The sequence below is a fragment of the Variovorax sp. DAIF25 genome (genome assembly GCF_050711835.1).
In the GTDB taxonomy this organism is placed as follows: Bacteria; Pseudomonadota; Gammaproteobacteria; order Burkholderiales; family Burkholderiaceae_C; genus Variovorax.
The window spans coordinates 2086280-2106928 of record NZ_CP136637.1 but is presented as its reverse complement, the minus strand read 5'-3'; the positions used below and the strand labels follow the sequence as shown (position 1 = coordinate 2106928).

The following is a 20649-nucleotide window of genomic DNA, read 5'->3' as shown; positions in this document are numbered from 1 at the left end:
GCGCGGGGATTCAGACGGCCGCGGCCGCCGGCACGGTGTCGGCCGGCGCGAGCTCGCGCCAGTCGCGCGTGTCGTCCAGCGCGGCATTGGCGCGCGCCACCAGCACCTGCATGGCAGCCTGCACGGTCTTGAGCTCCTGCGGCGTGAGCGCGCTGGTCAGCTCCTGCTCGATGGCGCGCGCCAGCGGCATCACGCGCTCGTAGGCGTCGGCGCCGGTCTTGGTGAGGCGCAGCACGACCTTGCGGCGGTCCTTGGCATCCACGCGACGCGAGACCAGCTTCTTGGTCACGAGCAGGTTCAGCGCGCGCGTGATGCTGACCTTGTCCATGGCCGTGCTCTCCGACAGCTCGGTCGCCGACATCGGCGAGAACGCGACCAGGTTGGCGAGCACGCGCCACTCGACCACGCCGATGCCGAGTTCCTCCGAGTACATGCGCGCCAGCATGCCGCTCACGCGGTTCGTGATGACCGAGCACTGGTAGGGCAGCCAGTCGTTCAAGCGCAGGATGCCGTCGGGTTGAACGCTGGCGGCATCGCGGGGCAGGGGGGAGGCACTCTCTTTGGACGGCATGGCCGGGGACTTTAGCGCAGGCACGCCGCACGGCCTCAGTCCGGCGCCAAGACCCCGCGCGCTGCCTCGCGCCGCAGTTCCTGCAGGAAGCCTTCGCGCGGCTCGGGCAGGTAGCCCGTGAAGAGCGTGCGCCGCACCTCGGCGAAGAGCCCGGCGCGCGCATAGGGCTCGCCGGCCAGGAAGTCGTCGGCCTGCGCGGGGTCGTCGGTGGCCAGCAGCAGGTACATGCCGACAAGCTCGCCGTCGGCCAGCGACGGGCCGCCGTGCAGCACGCGCGCCTGGTTCGCGATCATGTAGTCGAGGTGGACCGCGCGGATCGGCAGGCGGTCGTGCGCGCCTCCGGGGCGATAGCGGCAATCGAGGGCGATGGGCATGGCGGGTGCTCCTCGATCAGGCGGTCTTCAGCGCGGGCGGCTGCATCGCGGGCGGCGGCGCATCGTGCGCCGCCAGCAGCGCGGGCAGGTTGCGGCGGTACTCGGCGATGCCGCGCGCCTTCACGTGCCCATAGCCGCGGATCTTCTCGGGCAGCGCCGCAACCGCCACCGCGCTGCCGATGCGCTCGCTCGTCAGCCCGTCGAGCAAGCGCCCGACGAGCCCTTCGTACTCCACCACCAGCGCGCGCTCCTCGCGCCGTTCGGCCAGCCAACCGAAGGGATCGAGCGGCGTGCCGCGCAGGCCGCGCAGCGCCGCGAGCGTGCGGAACACCGGCAGCATCCAGGCGCCGAAGCTGCGCTTGAGCACTTTGCCGTCCGCTCCGCGCTTCTCGAAGATCGGCGGCGCCAGGTGGAATTGCAGCTTGAAGTCGCCCTCGAACTGGCTGCGCAGGTTCTGCAGGAACTCGGGCCGCGCATGCAGCCGCGCGACCTCGTACTCGTCCTTGTAGGCCATCAGCTTGAACAGCGAACGCGCCACCGCCTCCGCCAGCCGCGGCCGCCGCGCGCCGGGCGCGACCGCGCGCTCGGCGGCCTCCACGCGGCGCACGGTGTCGAGGTAGCGGCGCGCATAGCGCGCGTCCTGGTAGTCGGTGAGGAAACGCACGCGCTCCTCGAGCAGCTTCTCGAAGGACTGCGGCAGGTTCAGCGTGACGACGCTGCCACGGTCGCCCATCAGCGTCTGGCGCCATTGCGGATCGGCGGCCGTGAGCCGGCCGGCCGCGAAGGCGCGCTTGTTGGCGGCCACGGCCACGCCATTGAGTTCGATCGCGCGCATCAGCGCCGCCAGGCTCACGGGCACGCCGCCCTGCTGCCAGGCATGGCCAAGCATCAGCATGTTGGCGCCGATGGCGTCGCCCAGCAGGGCCTTGGCGGTGGCGTTCGCATCTATGCGCTCGACTTGCCCGGCACCCGCGGCGGCCTCGATCTTGGCGAGCAGCGCGTCCTCGCGGTACGGCAGGTCGGGCTGGCGCGTGAACTCGGCCAGGGTCTGCAGGTGGGTATTGACCACCACGCGCGTGCGGCCCTCGCCGATCACGCCCAGCACGTCGGGCAGCACGCCCACCACGAGGTCGGCGGCGATCAGGGTGCGCGCGGTGCCCGGCAGCAGGCGCACCGCGTGCAGCGTATCGGGTGTGTCGGCCAGGCGCACGTGGCTCACGACCGAGCCGCCCTTCTGCGCGAGCGCGGTGAAGTCGAGCACCGAGATGCCCTTGCCCTCGAGGTGCGCGGCCATCGCGATCAGCGCGCCGAGCGTTATGACGCCGGTGCCGCCGACGCCCGCGATCATCAGGTCGAAGGGCTGCGCGAGCGAAGGCAGCGCGGGCAGCGGCAGCGCGGCCGCCAGCGCCTCGGGGTCCTGCGCGGGCGCGGCCGCCGTGCCCTTGCGCAGGCTGCCGCCGAGCACGCTCACGAAGCTGGGGCAGAAGCCCTCGGCGCACGAGAAGTCCTTGTTGCAGCTCGACTGGTCGATCTGGCGCTTGCGGCCGAACGAGGTCTCGAGCGGCGCGACCGACAGGCAGTTCGACTGCGTACCGCAGTCGCCGCAGCCTTCGCAGACCTCGGGATTGATGAGCACGCGCCGCGCCGGATCGGGATAGCTCTTGCGCTTGCGGCGGCGGCGCTTCTCGGCCGCGCAGGTCTGGTCGTAGACCAGCACCGTGACGCCCGCGATCTCGCGCAGCTCGCGCTGCACCATGTCGAGCTCGCGCCGGTGCCGCAGCTGCACGCCCGCCGCCAGCGTCACGCCGTGGTAGCGCTGCGGCTCGTCGGTCACGACCACCACCTTGCGGGCACCTTCGCTCGCGACCTGGGTGCAGATCTGCGGCACGCTGGTCTGGCCGTCGACGGGCTGGCCGCCGGTCATCGCCACCGCGTCGTTGAACAGGATCTTGTAGGTGATGTTGGCGCCGCCCGCCACCGCCTGCCGGATCGCGAGGTAGCCAGAGTGGAAGTAGGTGCCCTCGCCCATGTTCTGGAACACGTGCGGCACGCGCGTGAAGGCGCCGCGCCCGAGCCAGTCGGTGCCCTCGCCGCCCATCTGCGTGAGGCCGCCGGTGCCGCGGTCCATCCAGCTCGCCATGTAGTGGCAGCCCACGCCGGCCTGCGCCTGGCTGCCCTCGGGCACCTTGGTCGAGCTGTTGTGCGGGCAGCCCGAGCAGAAGTACGGCAGCCGCCGCATGCCGTCGGCCTCGTTCGACAGCGCCGCGCGCGCGGCGAAGCGCGCGCTGTCGATACGCGCGGCCAGTGGATGGTCGACGGCGCGCAGCCACGCCAGCAGCGCGGCGGCGATGCTCGCGGGCGAGAGCTGGCCGGTCCACGTCAGCAGCGGATGGCCCTCGAGGTCCTGCTTGCCGCAGACCGTGGGCCGGCGCGCGCGGTTGAACACCCGGTCCTTGAGCTGCTGCTCGACCACCGAGGCCTTCTCCTCGATCACCAGCACATGCGACAGCCCTTCGCAGAAACGGTCGGCGCCCTCGGCATCGAGCGGGAACACCAGGCCCGGCTTGTAGAGCCGCAGGCCGAGCGCCGGCAGGTCGTCGGCGCCGAGGCCGCAGCGCTGCAGCACTTCCATCAGGTCGTGGAAGGACTTACCGACCGCCACGATGCCGGCCGTGGCCCCGGGCGCCGGCACCACCAGGCGATCGAGCGGATTGCCGCGCGCGAAGGCGCTGAAGGCCTCGAGCTTGGCGGCCAGCCGCAGCTCGACGGCCGGCGTGAGGAAGTCGCTGGTGCGGTATTCGAGCGCGGAGGTGTCGGGCAACCCGGACGGCTCGGGCAATGCGAGCGCCGCGCCCGAGGAGGCCTCGACCGAGCGCGCGCTCTCGACCGTCTCCGAGATCGCCTTGAACGCGACCCAGGTGCTGGCATGGCGCGAGGCGGCCCAGCCCCAGAGGCCGAAGGCCTCGTACTCGTCGACCGAGGCCGGATGCACGATCGGTATGCCCCAGCCCATCAGCGACAGGTCGCTGGCATTGGGAATCGACGACGAGGTGGCCGCATGGTCGTCGCCCACCACCATCAGCACGCCGCCGCGGCGCGAGGTGCCGGCCGCGTTGCCGTGACGGATCGCATCGCCCGCGCGGTCCACGCCCGGCCCCTTGCCGTACCACATGGCGAACACGCCATCGACCTCGCGCTCGGGGTCCAGGCCGACCTGCTGCGTGCCCATCACCGCCGTGGCGGCCAGGTCCTCGTTGATCGCCGGCAGGAAGCGGATGCCGTGCTCGGCCAGGTCCGACTTGGCGCGCCACAGCTCGGTGTCGACGCCCGCGAGCGGCGAGCCGCGGTAGCCGCTCACGTAGCCGGCGGTGTTCCAGCCGCGGGCCTTGTCCTCCTGCTGCTGGCGGAACAGCAGTCGCACCAGCGCCTGCGTGCCGGTGAGGAACACGCGGCCTTCGCGCGCGGTGCGGTTGTCTTCGAGCCGGTAGCCTGTCTCCAGCGCGGGCGCTGCTTCTTCTGTCTGCATGGTGTGGATCCGTCCATCGGGGGGAAGATCAAATATTAATCCGTCTGGACAGCATATATAATTGCGATCCATGCGGCGTTGGTGACAACCCGGCATGTTTCATTCCGGAGAACGCCGCCATGGGAAAGACCGATTCGACGCCGCTGTCCGACGCGCCCACGCGCCGCATCCTCGACCTGCTGCAGGCCGACGGCCGCATGACGGTGCAGGCACTGGCCGACGAGGTGGGCCTGTCCTCGGCGCCCTGCTGGCGCCGGCTGCGCGAACTCGAGGACAGCGGCATCATCCGCCGCTTCGTCGCGCTGGTCGACCGCAACAAGGTCGGCCTGCACGGCTGCATGTTCACGCAGATCAGCCTGGAGCGGCATTCGGAATCGGTGGTGGCGGCCTTCGAGCGCGCGGTGCAGGCCACGCCCGAGATCCTCGAATGCTGGGTCACCACCGGCGACGGCGACTACATCCTCAAGATCGTGGTGCCCGACGCGCTGGCCTTCGACCGCTTCCTGCACCGATTCATGCTGAAGCTCGAAGGCATCCGGCAGATCAAGACCTCGGTCGCGCTGCGCGAGGTGAAGAACGACACCCGGCTCGACCTGACGCGGGTGCCGCTCTAGGGGAGAAGATTCAAACGCTGCGCTGCCGCAGCACCTTCCCCGGATTCATGACCCCGCGCGGATCGAGCGCCTGCTTGATCGCCGCCATCACGCGCATCGAGGCGCCGCGCTCGAGTTCGAGGAAGTCGAGCTTGCCGTAGCCGATGCCGTGCTCGCCGGTGCAGGTGCCGCCCATCGCGATGGCGCGGCGCATCAGCCGCGCGTTGAGCGTCTCGGCGCGCGCCATCTCGTCGGCATCGGCGGGATCGACCACCACGCACAGGTGGAAGTTGCCGTCGCCCACGTGGCCGCACATGGGCGCGGTGAGCCCGAGCTCCTCGACGTCGGCGCGCGCCGCCAGCACCGCCTCGCTCAGGCGCGAGATCGGCACGCAGGCATCGGTGGGCATGCCCTGGCAGCCGGGCCGCAGCGCGAGCGCGGCCCACCACACGTCGTGGCGCGCCTGCCAGAGCCGGCTGCGCTCCTCGGGCGTGTCGGCCCAGGCGAAGCCCACGCCGCCATGCTCGGCCGCGAGCTCCTCGGCCACGCGCACCTGCTGCGCCACGCTCTCGGGCGCGCCGTGGAACTCGAGGAACAGCGTGGGCATCACCGGCAGCCCGAGCTTCGCATAGCGGTTGCAGGCCTCGACCTGCTGCGCATCGAGGAACTCGATGCGGCCCACCGGCACGCCGGTCTGCATGATCGCGGTGACCGCGTCGATGGCCGCGCGCAGGTCGGGAAAGCCGCAGCGCGCGGCCGCGATCTGCTCGGGCAGCGGATGCAGCCTGAGGCCCACCTCGGTGACGATGCCCAGCGTGCCCTCGGCGCCGGTGAACAGGTGCGTGAGGTCGTAGCCCGCGGCCGACTTGCGCGCGCGCCCGCCGGTGCGCACCACCTCGCCGTCGGGCAGCACCACCTCGAGCGACATCACGCTCTCGCGCATGGTGCCGTAGCGCACGGCGTTGGTGCCCGAGGCGCGCGTCGACACCATGCCGCCGATCGAGGCATCGGCGCCGGGATCGATCGGGAAATGCAGGCCGCTGCCGTGCAGCGCCGCGTTGAGCTGCTTGCGCGTCACGCCGGCCTGCACGCGGCAGTCGAAGTCGGCCTCGTGGATCTCGAGCACGGCATTCATGCGCGAGAGGTCGATGCAGATGCCGCCATGCAGTGCCGCGACGCCGCCTTCGCACGAGGTGCCGGTGCCGAACGGGATCATCGGCACAGAGGCCGCGTGGCACAGCCGCGCAACGGCGGCCACCTCCTCCGTGGACTCGGCGAACACCACCGCGTCGGGCGCATGCAGCGGATGGAAGGACACGTCCTTTCCGTGCTGGTCGCGCACCGCCTGGCCAGTCGCGCAGCGCTCGCCAAAGCGTTCGCGCAGCTGGTGGATCACGGCAGCAACGGGGCGTTCGCGCGGCGTGAGGGATTGTTCGTTCATCGGGGGTCTCCTTCTTCAGGCCGCCAGCTTCTCGGGCGGCATCGATTCGATAGCGGCCGACGGTGCCGCGGCCCGCCCCAGGTAGCTGTCGGCGACCCGCGCGTCGCGCGCGACCTCGGCGGCCGGCCCCTGCAGGCTCACGCGGCCCATCTCGAGCACGTAGGCATGGTCGGCCACCTCGAAGGCGGCGCGCGCGTTCTGCTCGACCAGCAGGATCGCCACGCCCTGCGCCTGCAGCCGCCGCACGGTGGCGAAGATGTCGCGCACCACCAGCGGCGCGAGCCCCAGGCTCGGCTCGTCGAGCAGCAGGATGCGCGGACGCGCCATCAGCGCGCGTCCCAGCGCGAGCATCTGCCGCTCGCCACCCGAGAGCGTGTGCGCGAGCTGCGCATGCCGTTCGCCCAGGCGCGGAAACAGCGCATACACGCGCTCCATCTCGGCGGCGATCGCGCGCCGGCCCGCGCGGCGCCAGCAGAAGGCGCCGAGCTCGAGGTTGTCGGCCACGCTCATGGTGCCGAACAGGTCGCGTTGCTCGGGCACCAGCGCCAGGCCCATGGCCACGCGGCGCTCGGGCGAGACGAAGCGCAGGTCGGTGCCGTCGAGCCGGACCTCGCCGCTCATCGGCAACCGGCCCATGAGCGCGGCCAGCAGCGTGGACTTGCCGGCGCCGTTGGGACCGACCACGGTGACGATGCCCGAGGGCGGCACCGCCACGTTGACCTCGTGCAGCGCCGGGATGCGGCCATGGAACGCGCACAGGGCGCGGGCTTCCAGCGTCATGCCGCGCTCCCCAGGTAGGCCTGCTGCACGCGCGGGTCGTCGCGCACCGCCTGCGCCTCGCCCTCGGCGATCTTCTGGCCGAACTGCATCACGACCAGGCGGTCGGCGATGTCCATGATGAATTCCATGTCGTGGTCCACGATGAGCACGGTCACGCCCTCGCCGCGCAGCTGCTTGAGCAGCGCGGCCAGGGTCTTCTTCTCCTGGTGCCGCAGGCCCGCCGCGGGCTCGTCGAGCAGCAGCAGTTGCGGGCGGGCGCACAGGGCGCGCGCGATCTCCAGGATGCGCTGCTTGCCCAGCGGCAGGCTGGCAGCGGGCGCATCCGCGAGGTCCTCGAGGCCGCAGCGCCGCAGCTGCGCCAGCGCCATGGCCTCGATCGCGGCCTCCTCGCGGCGATCGAGTCGCAGCATGGCGCGCAGCCAGCCGTCGCGCCCGAGCAGGTGGCAGCCGAGCGCCGCGTTGTCGCGCACGCTCATGTCGGCCACCAGCTTCACGTGCTGGAAGGTGCGCGCCACGCCGCGCGCGGCCACGTGGCGCGCGCCGAGCGCGTCGATGCGCTGGCCGCGCAGCAGGATCGCGCCGGCGCTGGCGGGCAGCAGGCCGGTGATCAGGTTGAACAGCGTGCTCTTGCCCGCGCCGTTGGGCCCGAGCAGCGCGACGATCTCGCCGCCGCGCACCTCGAAGGAGACGCGGTTGACCGCGACCAGCCCGCCGAAGCGTTTCTCGACCCCATCGACGCGCAGCAGCACCTCGCCGGGCGCGGCGGGTGCGTGCTGCGCGGGCGCGCGCAGCTCGGCCGGTGCGCCGCGCGGCGCGGGCCGCCGCGGCAAGGTGGGCGCGGCCCGCGTCCAGCGCGCGAGCAGCGGCCACAGCCCCGCGTTCGCGCGCGCGAGGATCAGCAGCATCAGCACGCCGAACACCGCCATCTCGAAGTTGCCCGAGCGGCCGAGCAATGCCGGCAGCACGTCCTGCAGCACCTGCTTGAGCACCACCACCACGCCGGCGCCCGCGAGCGCGCCCCACAGCGCGCCCACGCCGCCCATCACCGCCATGAACAGGTACTCGATGCTCATCTGCAGACCGAAGGGCGTGGGATTGAGGAAGCGCTGCATGTAGACGTAGAGCCAGCCCGCCATGCCGGCCAGGCCCGCGGCGGTGCAGAACACCGTGACCTTGAGCCGGAACGCATGCGCGCCGAAGGCCTCGGGCAGGTCGGCGCCGGCGCGCAGCGCACGCACCGCGCGGCCCAGCCGCGAATCGAGCAGGTTGCGTATCAGCCAGAAAGCGAGCGCGAAGCCCAGCGCGATCAGGCAGAACATCGAGCGCTCGGACGCGAAGTCGAAGCCGAACAGGTTCAGCGCGGGAATGCCCGCGAGGCCGTTGAAGCCGCCCAGCGGCTCGATGATGCCGAGCCCGTAGTAGACGACCACGCCCCAGGCCAGCGTGGCCAGCGACAGGTAGTGGCCGCCCATCGAGAGCGTGAGCGCGCCGATGCCCGCGGCCGACAGCGTGGCGAGCGCGACACCGGCCAGCAGCGTCGCCCAGCCCGGCACGCCGTGCGCCACCGCGAGGTAGCCGGCCGCATAGGCACCGATGCCGACGAAGGCCGCCTGCCCGAAGGAGATCAGGCCCGCGAAGCCGGTCATCAACGTGAGCCCGAGCGCCACCGTGGCGTAGAGCAGCACGAAGCTCGCGAGCGTGACGTAGTAGCTCGACGCGAACATCGCCACGCCCGCGGCGGCCGCCACGGCGACGGCCGTGAGCACCCAGGAACGAAAGCTCATGAAGCCTCCTGCGAATGCGGGTCGGCCAGCGAACGCCACAACAGCAGCGGCACGATCAATGCGAACACGATGATCTCCTTGGCGGCGCTCGCGCCGTAGGACGAGAAGGCCTCGAGCAGGCCCACCACGAGCGAGCCCGCGGCGGCGAGGACGTAGCCAGAGAGCCCGCCGACGATCGCGCCGACGAAGCCCTTGAGCGCGAGCAGGAAGCCCGAGTCGTAATAGATGGTGGTGAACGGGCCGATCAGCACGCCCGAGACCGCGCCGATGAAGGCCGCGATGGTCAGCGCCAGTTCACCCGAGTGGTCGGGCGAGATGCCGACCAGCCGCGCGCCGTCGCGGCACACGGCGGTGGCGCGCAGCGCCTTGCCGCTCAGCGTGTGGCCGAAGAAGGCGAAGAACACGGCCACGAGCACGGCGCTCGCCGCCACCACCGCCAGCGTCTGCGGCGCCACCGGCAGTCCAGTGAGCAGGCCGGCCGGCAGTTCGAAGCCCGGCAGCCGCGAGCCCTCGGGCCCGAACACGTACAGGCCCAGCGCCACCAGCACGAAGTGCAGCGCAATCGCCGCCACCAGCAGCACCAGCGGCGAGGCATTGCCCATCGGCCGGAACACGGTGCGGTAGATCAGTGGCCCCATCGCCGTGACCAGCGCCACCGCCGCGGCCGTCTGCATCCAGGCCGGCGAGTGCGCATCGACGCCGAACCAGGCGAAGGCGCAGGCCGCCAGCGGCAGCGCGCCGAGCAGCGCGAGCCGGCCGCCCAGCCCCGCGAGGTTGCGCTGCCGCAGCCGCTCGGCGGTTTCCATGCCGCAGGCCAGCAGGGCCACCGCCGCCACCGGCACCGCCAGCCCCGGCGCCTGACCCTGCTGGAAGGCCGCGATGGTCAGCACGCTGGCGCTGACGAATTCGCCCTGCGGGACGAACACGATGCGCGTGACGGTGAAGACCATCACGAGCGCCAGCGCCAGCAGCACATAGACCGCGCCGCTCGCGAGGCCGTCCTGCACCAGCAGGCCGAAGATCTGCATGTCCATGATCAGTGGTGTCCGCCGCGCGTCAGGGGATGTACTTCCAGCCGCCCTTCTCGATGCGCACCATCACCCGGCTGCGCTGGTCCAGGCCGATGTGGTCCTTGGGCCCGAGGCTGTAGACGCCGTTGGTGGCATGCAGGTCCTGCGTGGACTCGATCGCGTCGCGCAGCGCCTTGCGGAATTCGGGCGTGCCGGGCTTGGCGCCCTTGAGCGCGCGCGGCGCCGCGTCCTGCAGGATCAGCGCCGCATCCCAGAGGTAGGCGGCGAAGGTGGAGCGCTGGCCCGCGTTGGGCAGCGCCTCGTACTTGCGGATGAATTCGAGCGAGGGCTTCTTCGCCGGATGGCTGTCGGGCAGCTGCTCGGCCACCAGCACCGGGCCGGCCGGCACGAAGGTGCCCTCGAGCTTGGCGCCGCCCACGCGCAGGAAGTCGTTGTTCGCCACGCCATGGGTCTGGTAGACCTTGCCGCGGTAGCCGCGGTCGAACAGCGTGGCCTGCGGCAGCACCGCGGGCGTGCCCGAGGCCGCGATGAACACCGCATCGGGCTGCGAGGCCAGCAGCTTGAGCACCTGGCCGGTGACCGAGGCATCGGTGCGCGTGTAGCGCTCGTTGGCCACCACCTCGATCTTGCGCAGCTCGGCGAGCTTGCCGAACTCGCGCCACCAGCCTTCGCCGTAGGCGTCATTGAAACCGATGAAGGCCACGCGCTTCACGCCGTTGTCGGCCATGTGCTTGATGATCGCGGTCGCCATGTGGGTGTCGCTCTGCGGCGTCTTGAAGGCCCAGCGCTTGCGGTCGTCCACCGGCTCGACGATGGCGCCCGAGCCCGCGAGGCTGATCATCGGCGTGCCGCTTTCCACCAGCACGTCGAGCACGGCCAGCGAGTTGGGCGTGAGGCTCGGCCCGATCAGCAGGTCGATCGCCGACTCGGAGATCAGCTTGCGCACGTTCTTGACCGTGGTCGAGGTGTCGGACGCGTCGTCGAGCAGGATGTAGTTGACCTTCTCGCCGCCCGCGGTGGCGGGCAGCACCGACACCGTGCGCTGCTGGGTCACGCCCACCGAGGCCGCGGGCCCGGTGGCCGAGACCACCACGCCCACGTTGATGTCGGCCCGCGCGCCCGAAAGCGCCGCGAAGCACAGTGCCGCGCCGAAGGCGGCGGCCCGGAAGCGGGCCTTTGCAATCTCGATCATCGTTGTCTCCTTTTATGTGTCTGTCGTACCGGGAAAGAAATCGAAAGCGCGCTAGGTCTGCGCCACCGGCGTGAAGCTGTCGGCGGAAATCGCCGTGCTCTCCATGCCCAGCGCGATGCAGGTGTCGGAACAGGCCGCGACGAAGCCCGGCGAGCCGCCGATCACGGCGCGGGCGCCCGCCAGCGAGCCATGGTTCTCGCGCAGCCACGAGGGCGCGTACTGCTGCTTCGTGCAGAAGCGGCTGTGCGCCTCGGTCACCAGCAGCGCATAGCGGAAGTTCGGATGCGCGCGGGCCAGCCCCGCGAGACGGTCCATCAGCATCAGCTCGGCGTCGTCGCGTACCGAGAACAGCAGCGTCATCGGGCTCGTGTCGCCGTGCGCGAGCGCGTCCTCCATGATCGAAAGCACGGGCGCCAGGCCGGTGCCGCCCGCGAGGCCGAGCACCGGGCCCTCGCCCTCGGGCAGCCGGCAGGTGCCATAGGGACCGGTCACGCCGATGCTGTCGCCGGGCTGCAGCAGATCGTGGATATGGCCGCTGGCCGCGCCGCCCGGATGACGCGCCACCAGCAGCTCGATCAGGCCCGCGCTCGAGGGCACGGTCGCGAGGCTGTAGCGCCGGTGCGGCGAAAGGCCCGGCAGCGCGAGCTCGACATAGGCACCGGCCTGCGCCTCGAAGCGCGCCGGCTCGCTCGCCTGCAGCACCAGCCGCCGCACGCGCGGCGTCAGCGGCGTGTTGCACAGCACGCGCGCCTCGAAGCTCTGCACGGCCGAGCCCTCGCCGCCCGGGATCGGCTGCACCGTGCGCAGATGCACCTCGGCGCTGAGCGGCCGCGCCTGGCACATCAGGCAGAAGCCCTCGGCGATCTCCTGGTCGGAGATCGCGAGGCCCAGCGACCAGCCGTTGTCGACCGTGCCCTGCGTGACGCGCGCCTTGCACATGCCGCAGGAGGCGCCGCGGCACTGGTGCGGCAGCACCACGCCCTGCGACAGCGCGGCGTCCAGGATGATCTCTCCCTCGGGGACGCCGAAGCGGATCGCCTCGTTGACGAGGATCGTTCGGCTCATGTTCATCGATGTCATGCGCCTAGAAGATCGGGATCACCTTCTCGGGATCGAACACCACCTCCTTGCCCTCGATGCCGACTTCGGGCAGCGCGGGGAATTCGATGCCGTAGGGATCGAGGTTGGCCTTCATGCGCAGCACGGCCGTCTTCCAGTTGGCCTTGCGCTCGTCGAGCGTGAGGATGCCCAGGCCGGCGCTGCGCGCGACCTCGTCGATCTGGCGCTGCGCGGGGATGAAGGTGGGCGGCAGCTTCCAGAACTGCTCGGGCGGCTCGTGCAGGATGCCCGAGAGGAACACGAAGCCCGCGCGCAGCTGGATGCTGATCATCTGCTTGTCGTCCTCGGTCAGCACCGGCAGCAGCTTCTGCAGCACCGCCAGGCAGATGCCCAGGTGGCGGCCCTCGTCCTGGCCGATGCGCTTGAAGGCTTCCTTGAACACCGGGATGGTGGTGCGCTGGTACATGCCGTGGAACAGCGTGCTCGATGCCACCTCGCCGAACAGGAAGGAGGTGAACAGGATCGCGAGCGGGTACTTGTCGACGCCGTTCTTGAAGCCGGTCCAGTAGCGCGAGCCGTTGTAGTAGAGCCACTCGATGTTGTTGCGCGCGAGATGCCCGAGCGGCGTCTCGGGCACGTAGCCGAGCGGGCCGCCGGGCGTGAGGCGCTTGATGGCGCGGCCGCACACTTCCTCGTGGTTCATCTCGTCGCGCACGACCGAGAAGAAGCACTTGCGCACCGGGTCCTCTTCCTTGCTCTCGTAGGTGTGGATCATGGCGCGCGCGAAGACCGACGGCCCCGAGCCGTCGAACACCGCGAGCAGCGAGAACCAGTAGGCCATGGCGTAGCGCTGGTCGAGGCTGTAGTCCTCCACGCGCAGCGTGTCCCAGGCCAGGGTATGCGGCGACCAGCCCGGATCGCGCGCGGCGTCGTAGATGTCGTAGAGCTTGGGCGTCTCCACGTGCCACTCGAGCGGAAAGATGTTGGGCCCGTCGATGCCGGGCGCGGCCTCGATCTCGGCGAGCAGGGTCTGTGGATCGGGCATGGCGAGCACCTGCTCGGGCGGCGAGGTCAGCGCGCGCGCGAGCGCGGCGGGGTCCTGGGCGTTGTCCTGGTGGGTGGGGGACGGGTTCATCGGGAATCTCTCCTTGTCATGTGTTCGGATGGGAGGGGTGGTGGACCATTGATTAGCCTTCCAGACGGCATATCAATTGGCAAAGGAAGAACGCGCATGCGGAATCGCGCCCGCGCGGGTGGCTTCGGCGAGCTCGTCTTCGCCGAGCCCGGCGGCGCGCAGCACCTCGAGGCTGTGCGCGCCGAAGGCCGGCGCCGCGGTGCGGTAGCTGGCCGGCGTGCGCGACAGCGACACGGCCGAGGCCACGCCCATCTGGCCGCCGGCCTCGACGAAACGCTCGCGGTGCAGCGCATGCGGATGCGTGCGCACCCCGCCGACGTCGAGCACCGGGCCGCAGGGCACGCCCGCGCGCATCAGTTCCTGCGCGATGGCCTCGCCGTCGCGCGTGGCCAGCAGCGCCTCGAGCTCGGCCTTGAGCGCCCCCGCGTTCGCGAGCCGCTCGCTGTTGTGCGCGAAGCGCGGATCGTCGGCCAGCTCGGCGCGGCCCAGCAGCGCGACCAGGCGGCGGAACTGGCCGTCGTTGCCCACGGCGATGAACACGCCGACGCTGCGCGTGGCGAAGGCGTCGTAGGGACAGATGTTGGGATGCGCGTTGCCGCTGCGCCCCGCGACGCGGCCCGACAGGAAGTGGTTGGGCAGGTGCGGATGCATCAGCGAGACGCCGGTGTCGAACAGCGTGGCCTCGACCGACTGGCCCCGGCCCGACAGCTCGCGCTCGCGCAGCGCCATCAGGATGCCGATGACCGCGTGCAGCCCGGTCGCGATGTCGATCACCGGGATGCCCATGCGCAGCGGCGCGCCGCCGCGTTCGCCGTTGACCGACATCAGCCCGGTCATGGCCTGCGCGACCGCGTCGTAGCCCGGCAGGCCGCCCAGCGGGCCATCGGCGCTGAAGCCGCTGACGCGGCAGTGCACCAGGCGCGGGAAGCGTTCGCGCAGGAAGTCCTCGTAGCCGATGCCCCAGCGCTCGAGCGTACCGGGCTTGAAGTTCTCGACCAGCACGTCGGCGTCCGCCAGCAGGCGCAGCAGCAGCGCGCGGCCCTCGGGCAGCGAGAGGTCGAGCGCGACGCCGTGCTTGTTGCGGTTGACGCCGAGGAAGTACGAAGCGGCACCGTCGAGGAAAGGCGGGCCCCAGTCGCGCGTCTCGTCGCCCTGCGGCGGCTCGACCTTGATCACCTGCGCGCCATGGTCGGCCAGCATCTGGGTGCAGAAGGGACCGCCGAGCACGCGCGACAGGTCGATCACGCGCAGGCCGGCCAGCGCGCCCGGCGTGGTTTGCGTCGGCTGCGTCATGCCAGAGTGACCTCCGCGGCGCTGCGCCGCAGCACGCGCGTGGCCTTGGCCTCGTAGCGCGGCAGCACGCCCTCGTCGTGGCAGCGCACCTCGCACGTGAGGCCCAGCCGGGCCTTGAGCCGCGCGCGCACCTCGCGCGCCAGGTCGTCGCCCGTGCAGGCCGTGCCGGGCACGCGCTCCACGGCCACTTCCATGTGGTCGAGCACGCTGCGCTCGCTGTCGATGTAGATCTGCCAGGCATCCTTGGCCAGGCCCTCAACGCCCGCGATCACGTCCTCGATCTGCGAGGGATAGACCAGCACGCCGCGCACCTTGAGCATGTCGTCAGAGCGGCCGATGATGCGGCCGATGCGCGCATAGGCATGGCGGCCGCAGGCGCAGCGGTAGGGCTGGGCCGAGCGGCGCACCAGGTCGCGCGTGCGCCAGCGCAACACCGGCGAGGCCTCCTTGTCGAGCGTGGTGAACACGATCTCGCCGACCTCGCCCGGCGCCACCGGGCGCAGGGTCTGCGGGTCGAGGATCTCGCTGAGCACGCTGTCGTCGTTGACCAGGTGCATCTCGTCGTCGCCGTGCGAATGCGGGCAGGAGACGCCGAGCACCGGCCCGCCGGCCTCGGTGGTGCCGTAGATGTTGTGCGCCAGGAAGCCCTCGGGCATCAGCGCCTCCATCTCGCTGCGGAAGGTGGCCGACACCGACTGGCCGCCGAACAGCCCCACGCGCAGCGCCCAGTCGCGGCGCGGGTCGATGCCGGCCTTGCGCGCCTGCTGGATCAGCGTCATCAGCCACAGCGGCGACATGGTCGTGACCGTGTGGCGATGGTCGCGCAGCCACTGCACCATCAGCTCGCCGCGGCCCGGGCCGACGGGGAAGTTGACCGCGCCATAGGCCTTGAGCGCCTCGTCCATCGAGCTGCCGCCGATCCACAGGCCGTAGCCGTAGCCCTGGTAGACGCGATCGCCCGCGCGCACGCCCACAGTGCGGTAGATGCGCGCGAGCTGGCGCACCAGCGTGCCCTCCCAATCCTTCTGGGTGAAACCGAACAGCACCGGCAGGCCCGTGGTGCCCGAGGTGGCGCAGAAGCGCACCACCTGCTCGAGCGGCACGGTGAGCAGCGGGTACGGATAGAGCGCGCGCAGATGGCTCTTCTCGAGCAGCGGCAGCGCCTGCAGCGCGGCGCGGTCCTTCAGGTCGAGCGGCGAGGCGCCGGCCGCCGCGAAATGCGCCCGCCACTGCGGCGAGTCCGCGAGCCGGCGGCCGAGCGCGGCGAGCTTGGCGTCCTGGCGCGCCTGCAGTTCGTCGAGCGACAGGAAATCGTCGGCGGCATCGGCCGCGGCCTGCGCATTGCGGGATTCGGTCATGGGGCGTCTCCTTTGTTCTTTGGCGGGCGGTCGCGCTTCAGGCGGCGAGGTAGCGGCGCGTCTGCAGCACGCGGAAGCGCGGCAACACGAAGGCGGTGTCGCACAGCGCCGCATTGCCGGCCGCGTTGTGGCCGCTCACGTGCAGGTCGCTGAAGGCGGCGGACTGGTTCACGAGCACCGGGCCGGTCATGTCGAGCGTGAGGTGCACGCCCGCATCGGCGGCCGCGTTCTTCGCACGGCGCACGAAAGCCTCGTCGCGCGAGTACACCGACCAGGTGATCGCGCCGCGCGAACGCGTGACCTCGTTCGCATGCCGCAGCGCCGCGTCGGCGTCCTCGGTCACGATCAGCAGGCTGATCGGGCCGAAGTGCTCGCGCGCGATGGTGTCCAGGGCTTCGGGCGGCACCGCATACAAGGCCGGCGTGCGCAGCACCGCATCGGGCAGATCGGGATGCGCGAGCCGGCGCGAGGCGAACACCGGCTCGCCAAGCGATGCCGCCTCGACGGCGCGCGCCTCGGTCGCATCGCTCTGGATCGCGCCCAGCAATTCGATGGCGCGCACCGGATCGGCGACCAGCTTGGCCACGGCCCCGGCGAGGTCGGCCTTGAAATCCTCGACCGTCTTCGCCGTGCCGTCCTGCAGCCGGATGCCCGCGCACGGCAGGTAGATGCTCTGCGGCGTGGTGCACATCTGGGCGCTGTAGAGGCTCAGCGTGAGCGCGAGGTTGCGCACCAGGCCGGGATAGTCGCCGGTGCTCTCGATCAGCACCGCGTTGACGCCCGCCTTCTCGGTGAAGACATAGGCCTGGCGCGCGTGGCTTTCGAGCCAGTTGCCGAATTCGGGCCCGCCCGTGAAGTCGATCAGCTTCACGCGCGCATCGAGCGCGAGTGCCTTGGTCTTGGGCGCGGCGCGCGTGTCGACCAGCAACTGCACCACGTCGGCGTCGAGGCCCAGGCCCGCGAGCACCGTGCGCGCCGTGTCGACGCACAGCGCGAGCGGCAGCACGGCCGTGGGATGCGGCTTCACGACCACCGGATTGCCCGTGACCAGGCTCGCGAACAAGCCCGGGTAGGAATTCCAGGTCGGGAAGGTGGCGCAGCCGATCACGGCTGCGATGCCGCGCGGCAGGATCTCAAAGGTCTTCTCCACGCGCAGCGGCCGGCGCGCATCGGGCTTCTCCCAGAGCACGCGCGCCGGATAGGCGCCCATCTCGCGCATGGCGATGGCCACGGCCTCGAGCGCGCGGTCCAGCGCATGCGCGGTGCCGGCCTGGAAGGCCATCGCGAACGGCTGGCCGCAGGCATGCATGCAGGCGAAGGCCATCTCGAAGGCGCGCTGCTGCAGCGCCTCGAGGATCTCGAGCGCCACCGCGGCGCGCTCGGTCGGGTCGAGCGCAGCCCAGGCCGGCGCGGCGGCTTCGGCGCGCGCGAGCACGGCATCGACCGGCTCGTCGGCATAGGCGGTGTCGAAGGGCACACCGAAGGCGCTGCGTTCCTCGCCGCGGATCGCGCCGTCGCGCTGCGTCCAGGCCGCGCGCACGGCGGCCTCGCCGGCTGCGCGCGAACCGTCGGCATAGACGGGGTGCGTCGGATCCTCGGGATAGGCGCTGTGGTAGCCGCGGCGGGCCACGGCGGCGATCGCATCGGCCAGGCGGCCGGCGTGTTTCAGTTGCAGGTCTTGGAGGGTCATGGTGGGTTCAGAGCGTGGCGGCGGTGCCGAAGATCGCGGTGCATTGGCTCGACATGTAGCCGCCCGGCGCATGGGCCAGCGCGAGCTCGGCGCCGGCCACCTGGCGCGCGCCGGCGTCGCCGCGCAGCTGCACCACCGACTCGATCGCGGTGTAGATGCCGAACATGCCGGGGTGGCCGAGCGAGAGTCCGCCGCCGCTGGTGTTCATCGGGAAGTCGCCGCCCGGCGAGGCGCGGCCGCCATCGAGGAAAGCACCGCCCTCGCCCTTGGCGCAGAAGCCCGTGTCCTCGGCGAAGACGATCGGCATGATCGTGAAAGCGTCGTAGAACTGCACCACGTCGATGTCCTTCGGGCCCACGCCGGCCTGCGCATAGGCGGTGGCCGACGACACGCTGGCCGCGGTGTGCACCAGGTCCGGCATCTGCGCGATGCTGCGGTGCGTGGCGGCCTCGCCCACGCCGAGCAGGTAGACCGGCTTGCGCCGCAGCTGCGCGGCGCGCTCGGCCGAGACCACGACCAGCGCGCCGCCGCCATCGGTCACGAGGCAGCAGTCGCGCACGGTGAAGGGATGCGCCACCGGCCGCGCCGCGATCACGTCCTCGATGCTCAGCGGCCCAGGATCGGGTGCCTCGGTGTCGAGCCGCGCCCAGTCACGCGCGCTCACCGCCACCTGCGCGAGCTGTTCGCGCGTGGTGCCGAACTCGTGCATGTGGCGCTGCGCGACCATCGCGTAGGCGGCGAGCGGGCCCGGGTAGCCATAGGGCACTTCGTAGGGGTTGGGCTCGGAATGGGTCGCGAACTGCCCGCCCGCGGATCTCTGCGTGCTGCCGTAGGCGATCAGTGCCACCGAGCACAGGCCGGCCGCGATCGCGGCGCGCGCATGGTTGAGGTGCGCGAGGAAGGCGCCGCCGCCGACCTGGGTCGAATCGGTGTAGCGCGGGCGCAGGCCCAGGTATTCGCACAGGCTCAGCGTCGGCATGAACAGCTGCAGCCCGGCCGCGAACACGCCGTCGACATCGGCCAGCGAGAGGCCCGCGTCGTCGAGCGCGCGCACCGAGGCCAGCGCCATCGCGTCGAACGGCGAAGACAGGGCCGGCATCGTCGCGAAGCCGGTGCTGCCGATGCCGGCGATCGCGGCCGCGCCGCGCAGATTGGTTGCGGTCATGCGAGCGCTCCGAACACCACGCGGTGCGCGTCGTTCCAGGGCTCGATGCGCGCGGCCACACGCAGGCCGATGCGCAGCGCGCCGGGCGCCGTATCGACCACGGTGGCCATCATGCGAAAGCCTTCGTCGAGATCGACCAGCGCGATGTTGAAGGCGCCATCGCGCCGCTGCACCTCGGTGCAGGCGTGGACCGTGCCCTCGCCGCGGCTGGTGCGCCATTCGAGTTCACTGGGCCGACCGCCTGGACCTACGGCCTGCGGCGGAAAGACCGCGCGGCCCGCGCCATGGTCGAACTGGTAGACCAGCCGGCCTTCGGCCAGCGCGGCGAGGAACTGGGCGCGCGGCGAGCGCGCGGTGTCGGGAGCGTGGGGAGCTTGGGTCATGTCCATCCCCTAGCGTCCGATGAAGCGCGGCCTGCGCTTCTGCTGGAAGGCGCCGATGCCCTCGATGCCGTCGGGCCCGGCCAGCGCCTCGGCCTGCGCGATCGCCTCGAGCTCGAGCGTCTCCTCGAAGGAACGCGCGCGCGACAGGATGCGCTTCGACGCGGCGAAGGCGGCGGTCGGGCCGCTCGCGATCTCGCGCGCCATCTGCAGCGCAATCTCGTCGAGCGCCTCGGCCGCCACGCTGCGGTTGACAAGCCCCATGGCCGCGGCTTCGCGGCCCGAGAACAGGCGGCCAAGGAAGATCAGCTCGGCCGCGCGGTGCGGCCCGACGCGCTCGCGCAGGTGATGGTGGCCGCCCGAATCGAGCACCGCGCCGATGTTGCGGAACGGGCTGCCGAGCAGGGCATCGTCGGCCACCAGCGCGATGTCGCAGGCCAGTGCGAGCCCGAAGCCGAAGCCCAGCGCGGGCCCCTGCACCGCGGCGATCGTCGGCACCGGGCAGTCGCGCACGGCGACCAGCACCGGGTTGATCCGCTCGCGCAGGATCGCGAGCGTGTCGTCGGTGCCGGGGTCGGTGTCCTTGAGGTCGCGGCCGGCACAGAAGGCATGGCGCGTGCCGCGCACCAGCACCGCGCGCGCACCGGCCGACACGGCCTCGCCGATCGCATCGGCGATCGCCGTCATCTCGTCGAGGCGCAGGCTGTTCTTCGCGGCGGGCCGGTCGATCGCGATGGTCGCGAGCGACGACTCCAGCGTCAGGCGCACCACATCGGTGGAAGTGGCGCCGCTCATCGCGCGGCTCCCTCGAAGGCCATCAGGATGCGCAGCTCGCTGGCCATCAGTAGCAAGCCATTCTGGTTGTGGACGTTCCACTGCAGCCGCAGCACGCCGTCGGTGCCGGGGCGCTTCACGGTCTTCTCGAGCACGGCGGCTTCCAGATGGATGGTGTCGCCGATGAAGGCCGGCGCGGTGAAGCGCAGCGCATCGCTGCCGTAGTTCGCGACGATCGCCGGCGCCGCGGGCGGGATGCCCAGGCCGGCCGCATAGGCCAGCAGCATCAGGCCCGGCGCGATGCGCTGGCCGAAGCGCGTGCGCGCCGCATGGTGCGCGTCGGTGTGCAGCACATACCAGTCGCCGGTCAGTGCGCACCACTGAACGATGTCGGCTTCCGTGAGGGTGCGGCCGCGCGAACGGAAGTGCGCGCCCTCCTCGATCTGGTCGAAGTGCTGCTCTAGGAATCCGCAGGTGCTGGTGATGTCGGTCATCGCGTCTTT

The 20649-nt window shown here is 71.4% G+C and carries 18 protein-coding genes; 1 reads left to right on the top strand and 17 read right to left on the bottom strand.

Annotated features, from left to right (window positions below; translation table 11 throughout):
- Window positions 1-10: 10 nt before the first annotated feature.
- The 3 genes from R0232_RS44205 to R0232_RS44195 are packed head-to-tail and all read right to left on the bottom strand — an operon-like array spanning window position 11 to window position 4471.
- A complete protein-coding gene (locus tag R0232_RS44205; RefSeq protein WP_431513559.1) occupies window positions 11-571 on the bottom strand; it encodes a MarR family winged helix-turn-helix transcriptional regulator in 561 nt (186 codons plus the stop codon).
- A 35-nt stretch (window positions 572-606) separates the two neighbouring features.
- Entirely contained in the window at window positions 607-945 is a 339-nt protein-coding gene (locus R0232_RS44200; protein ID WP_431513558.1) for a YciI family protein, read from the bottom strand.
- Window positions 946-961: 16 nt separating this feature from the next.
- Window positions 962-4471: an indolepyruvate ferredoxin oxidoreductase family protein gene (locus tag R0232_RS44195; protein WP_431513557.1), complete on the bottom strand. Its 3510-nt coding sequence runs from the start codon at window positions 4469-4471 to the stop codon at window positions 962-964.
- 119 nt (window positions 4472-4590) lie between these two features.
- Here R0232_RS44195 and R0232_RS44190 point away from each other — a divergent pair, with 119 nt between their 5' ends.
- A complete protein-coding gene (locus R0232_RS44190; RefSeq protein ID WP_261216279.1) occupies window positions 4591-5085 on the top strand; it encodes an Lrp/AsnC family transcriptional regulator in 495 nt (164 codons plus the stop codon).
- Between the two features lie 10 nt (window positions 5086-5095).
- On the opposite strand, the gene R0232_RS44185 is transcribed toward R0232_RS44190, so the two are convergent.
- From R0232_RS44185 to R0232_RS44120, 14 genes are all read right to left on the bottom strand, one after another.
- Window positions 5096-6505 (bottom strand): FAD-binding oxidoreductase, encoded by a 1410-nt coding sequence (locus R0232_RS44185; protein ID WP_431513556.1) that lies wholly within the window; start codon window positions 6503-6505, stop codon window positions 5096-5098.
- A 15-nt stretch (window positions 6506-6520) separates the two neighbouring features.
- Window positions 6521-7285 carry an ABC transporter ATP-binding protein gene (locus R0232_RS44180; protein WP_431513555.1) on the bottom strand — a complete coding sequence of 255 codons (765 nt, stop codon included), beginning with the start codon at window positions 7283-7285 and terminating at the stop codon, window positions 6521-6523.
- Window positions 7282-9069: a branched-chain amino acid ABC transporter ATP-binding protein/permease gene (locus tag R0232_RS44175; RefSeq protein WP_431513554.1), complete on the bottom strand. Its 1788-nt coding sequence runs from the start codon at window positions 9067-9069 to the stop codon at window positions 7282-7284. The genes R0232_RS44180 and R0232_RS44175 overlap by 4 nt, the downstream gene beginning before the upstream one ends.
- Window positions 9066-10103, bottom strand: coding sequence for a branched-chain amino acid ABC transporter permease (locus R0232_RS44170; RefSeq protein ID WP_431513553.1), 1038 nt, complete (start codon window positions 10101-10103; stop codon window positions 9066-9068). Before R0232_RS44170 ends, R0232_RS44175 begins: the two co-directional genes overlap by 4 nt.
- 22 nt (window positions 10104-10125) lie before the next feature.
- On the bottom strand, window positions 10126-11292 hold the full coding sequence (locus R0232_RS44165) for an ABC transporter substrate-binding protein (RefSeq protein WP_431513552.1): 1167 nt from the start codon (window positions 11290-11292) through the stop codon (window positions 10126-10128).
- A gap of 51 nt (window positions 11293-11343) precedes the next feature.
- Window positions 11344-12357, bottom strand: coding sequence for a 2Fe-2S iron-sulfur cluster-binding protein (locus tag R0232_RS44160; RefSeq protein WP_431513551.1), 1014 nt, complete (start codon window positions 12355-12357; stop codon window positions 11344-11346).
- 19 nt (window positions 12358-12376) lie between these two features.
- Entirely contained in the window at window positions 12377-13486 is a 1110-nt protein-coding gene (locus R0232_RS44155) for a hypothetical protein (RefSeq protein WP_431513550.1), read from the bottom strand.
- Window positions 13487-13558: 72 nt separating this feature from the next.
- On the bottom strand, window positions 13559-14779 hold the full coding sequence (locus tag R0232_RS44150; protein WP_431513549.1) for a CaiB/BaiF CoA transferase family protein: 1221 nt from the start codon (window positions 14777-14779) through the stop codon (window positions 13559-13561).
- On the bottom strand, window positions 14776-16137 hold the full coding sequence (locus R0232_RS44145; RefSeq protein ID WP_431513548.1) for a phenylacetate--CoA ligase family protein: 1362 nt from the start codon (window positions 16135-16137) through the stop codon (window positions 14776-14778). Before R0232_RS44145 ends, R0232_RS44150 begins: the two co-directional genes overlap by 4 nt.
- A 37-nt stretch (window positions 16138-16174) precedes the next feature.
- Window positions 16175-17827: a phenylacetic acid degradation protein PaaN gene (gene paaN, locus R0232_RS44140; protein WP_431513547.1), complete on the bottom strand. Its 1653-nt coding sequence runs from the start codon at window positions 17825-17827 to the stop codon at window positions 16175-16177.
- A gap of 7 nt (window positions 17828-17834) precedes the next feature.
- Window positions 17835-18992 (bottom strand): acetyl-CoA acetyltransferase, encoded by a 1158-nt coding sequence (locus tag R0232_RS44135; protein WP_431513546.1) that lies wholly within the window; start codon window positions 18990-18992, stop codon window positions 17835-17837.
- On the bottom strand, window positions 18989-19375 hold the full coding sequence (locus tag R0232_RS44130; protein WP_431513545.1) for a Zn-ribbon domain-containing OB-fold protein: 387 nt from the start codon (window positions 19373-19375) through the stop codon (window positions 18989-18991). Before R0232_RS44130 ends, R0232_RS44135 begins: the two co-directional genes overlap by 4 nt.
- A gap of 9 nt (window positions 19376-19384) precedes the next feature.
- A complete protein-coding gene (locus R0232_RS44125; RefSeq protein WP_431513544.1) occupies window positions 19385-20167 on the bottom strand; it encodes an enoyl-CoA hydratase/isomerase family protein in 783 nt (260 codons plus the stop codon).
- Window positions 20164-20640: a MaoC/PaaZ C-terminal domain-containing protein gene (locus tag R0232_RS44120; RefSeq protein WP_431513543.1), complete on the bottom strand. Its 477-nt coding sequence runs from the start codon at window positions 20638-20640 to the stop codon at window positions 20164-20166. The genes R0232_RS44125 and R0232_RS44120 overlap by 4 nt, the downstream gene beginning before the upstream one ends.
- Between the last annotated feature and the right edge of the window lie 9 nt (window positions 20641-20649).

Bases quoted from the DNA above. Each gene is read 5' to 3' on its own strand.
- R0232_RS44205 (WP_431513559.1), bottom strand. From the start codon at position 571: ATGCCGTCCAAAGAGAGTGCCTCCCCCCTGCCCCGCGATGCCGCCAGC.
- R0232_RS44200 (WP_431513558.1), bottom strand. From the start codon at position 945: ATGCCCATCGCCCTCGATTGCCGCTATCGCCCCGGAGGCGCGCACGAC.
- R0232_RS44195 (WP_431513557.1), bottom strand. From the start codon at position 4,471: ATGCAGACAGAAGAAGCAGCGCCCGCGCTGGAGACAGGCTACCGGCTC.
- R0232_RS44190 (WP_261216279.1), top strand. From the start codon at position 4,591: ATGGGAAAGACCGATTCGACGCCGCTGTCCGACGCGCCCACGCGCCGC.
- R0232_RS44185 (WP_431513556.1), bottom strand. From the start codon at position 6,505: ATGAACGAACAATCCCTCACGCCGCGCGAACGCCCCGTTGCTGCCGTG.
- R0232_RS44180 (WP_431513555.1), bottom strand. From the start codon at position 7,285: ATGACGCTGGAAGCCCGCGCCCTGTGCGCGTTCCATGGCCGCATCCCG.
- R0232_RS44175 (WP_431513554.1), bottom strand. From the start codon at position 9,069: ATGAGCTTTCGTTCCTGGGTGCTCACGGCCGTCGCCGTGGCGGCCGCC.
- R0232_RS44170 (WP_431513553.1), bottom strand. From the start codon at position 10,103: ATGGACATGCAGATCTTCGGCCTGCTGGTGCAGGACGGCCTCGCGAGC.
- R0232_RS44165 (WP_431513552.1), bottom strand. From the start codon at position 11,292: ATGATCGAGATTGCAAAGGCCCGCTTCCGGGCCGCCGCCTTCGGCGCG.
- R0232_RS44160 (WP_431513551.1), bottom strand. From the start codon at position 12,357: ATGAGCCGAACGATCCTCGTCAACGAGGCGATCCGCTTCGGCGTCCCC.
- R0232_RS44155 (WP_431513550.1), bottom strand. From the start codon at position 13,486: ATGAACCCGTCCCCCACCCACCAGGACAACGCCCAGGACCCCGCCGCG.
- R0232_RS44150 (WP_431513549.1), bottom strand. From the start codon at position 14,779: ATGACGCAGCCGACGCAAACCACGCCGGGCGCGCTGGCCGGCCTGCGC.
- R0232_RS44145 (WP_431513548.1), bottom strand. From the start codon at position 16,137: ATGACCGAATCCCGCAATGCGCAGGCCGCGGCCGATGCCGCCGACGAT.
- paaN (WP_431513547.1), bottom strand. From the start codon at position 17,827: ATGACCCTCCAAGACCTGCAACTGAAACACGCCGGCCGCCTGGCCGAT.
- R0232_RS44135 (WP_431513546.1), bottom strand. From the start codon at position 18,992: ATGACCGCAACCAATCTGCGCGGCGCGGCCGCGATCGCCGGCATCGGC.
- R0232_RS44130 (WP_431513545.1), bottom strand. From the start codon at position 19,375: ATGACCCAAGCTCCCCACGCTCCCGACACCGCGCGCTCGCCGCGCGCC.
- R0232_RS44125 (WP_431513544.1), bottom strand. From the start codon at position 20,167: ATGAGCGGCGCCACTTCCACCGATGTGGTGCGCCTGACGCTGGAGTCG.
- R0232_RS44120 (WP_431513543.1), bottom strand. From the start codon at position 20,640: ATGACCGACATCACCAGCACCTGCGGATTCCTAGAGCAGCACTTCGAC.